The organism is Mogibacterium pumilum (genome assembly GCF_002243385.1).
Taxonomy (GTDB): Bacteria; Bacillota; Clostridia; order Peptostreptococcales; family Anaerovoracaceae; genus Mogibacterium; species Mogibacterium pumilum.
The window spans coordinates 482308-483786 of sequence record NZ_CP016199.1; the positions used below are offsets into that span (position 1 = coordinate 482308).

1 protein-coding gene is annotated in these 1479 nt (G+C 46.0%); it reads left to right on the plus strand.

The features are described from left to right. On the plus strand, positions 1 to 1479 hold a 1479-nt coding region (locus tag AXF17_RS09155), incomplete at both ends, for a hypothetical protein (RefSeq protein ID WP_169711308.1).

Consider the following 1479-nt stretch of genomic DNA (forward strand, 5'->3'; position numbering starts at 1 on the left):
AGTTCAGTAATTGAGGAGAGTCATAAGAAACCTATTAGGAAAATCAGATCTCCTTGGGAAACAACTGGAATTGATGATGAAGAGACTGAGGCAGTTACTCAGTCGTTCAGCTCTGTTAATAGTGATTGGGAGAGCTCTAAATCTGTTCAGCCAGAGCACAAGGCTGAAGAGTCTGGTTCGCTCGAGGAAATGCTTAAGCGTGATTCCGCAGCTGCTCCGGCATCCGGTCGTGGACGCACAATGAATTTCATCGAGGTTATGAAACAGGAGAAGGAAGAGCGCGAGAAGGCTGCAAGGGAAGCTGAAGAAGCATCCGTTTCGACAGACTTCGATTTTGGAGATTCTATTCTTCCTAACGAAGAGAGAGAACATACTCAAGGATACACTGAGCTCAAGGATGATATCGTTGCTGAGCTAGAGAAGCAGGCAAGCGAGACGGATGAAAAGGAAGTTTCGCACAGATTAGATGCAGCTTCTGCAGATTTTGATGAGTATCTGAATGCTCGTCGCAAGTCGCATGAGGAAGTATTCCAGGCAGAGCCACCACACAACTTTGTTGATGACATGGTTCACGTATCTGCTGCAGATACTAGAGATGAGTTCAAGCTTCCAGCAGATGAGTTTGAGACAGAGCTTTCTGCATTTATTCGTGACGAAGAGGATGATAAGGAAGAAGCTGCTGCAGAGAGAGCAGATGATGATCTATTCAATTTTGATGTTAAGATTGAAGATACAGACGAAGACGAGGAGACTGTAAGCCAGTACCTCGACTACGTGACACCAAGCAGAGTTTCACGCGCTGAAGAACGTGCTGAAGCTGAAGCATTTGAGTTTGACGATGATGACGATGATGACGATGAACCAGAGTCATTCTCATATGATGAACTTACAGATGATAACAAGGAGCCAGAGACAGATTACGAACTCGAGCCTAAAGAAGAACTTAAGGAAGAGGAAGTAGATGATTTCGCATTTGGCGATGAAGATATAGACGTTCCTTATGAGGAGCCAGTTAACTACTCAGAGCTATATATGGATGAAGAGGCTGAAAAGACAGAACAACCAGCAGCTACAGCCGTTGAACCTATAACTCCGGTGACTGAACCGGTTGTAGAACCGACAGCAGCACCTGTAACAGTAGAGGCAGTTTCTGCAACTGCTGAATCCGCTGAGGACGCAGAAGCTGCTAAGGCAATTGAAAGTGAAATCGCTAATCTTCAGAAGAGACTAGCTGAGCTTCTTGGTAAGGATCCATCTGAGACAGTAGAGTTGCCAACTAGAGATGTTGTGACCGCAGAAGAACTCGTACAGGAACCTGTACAGACAGAGCCGGAGGCGGTTGCCGCTCCAGTTAATTCAGAGCTGACAAGCCTGGAGTCAGAACTCGCTACGCTAGGATTTGATACAATCGATGACGAGCCAGATGAAGAAGCTGACATGTTCTTCTCTGCAGATGATGTGGCAGATGCTAACGCCACA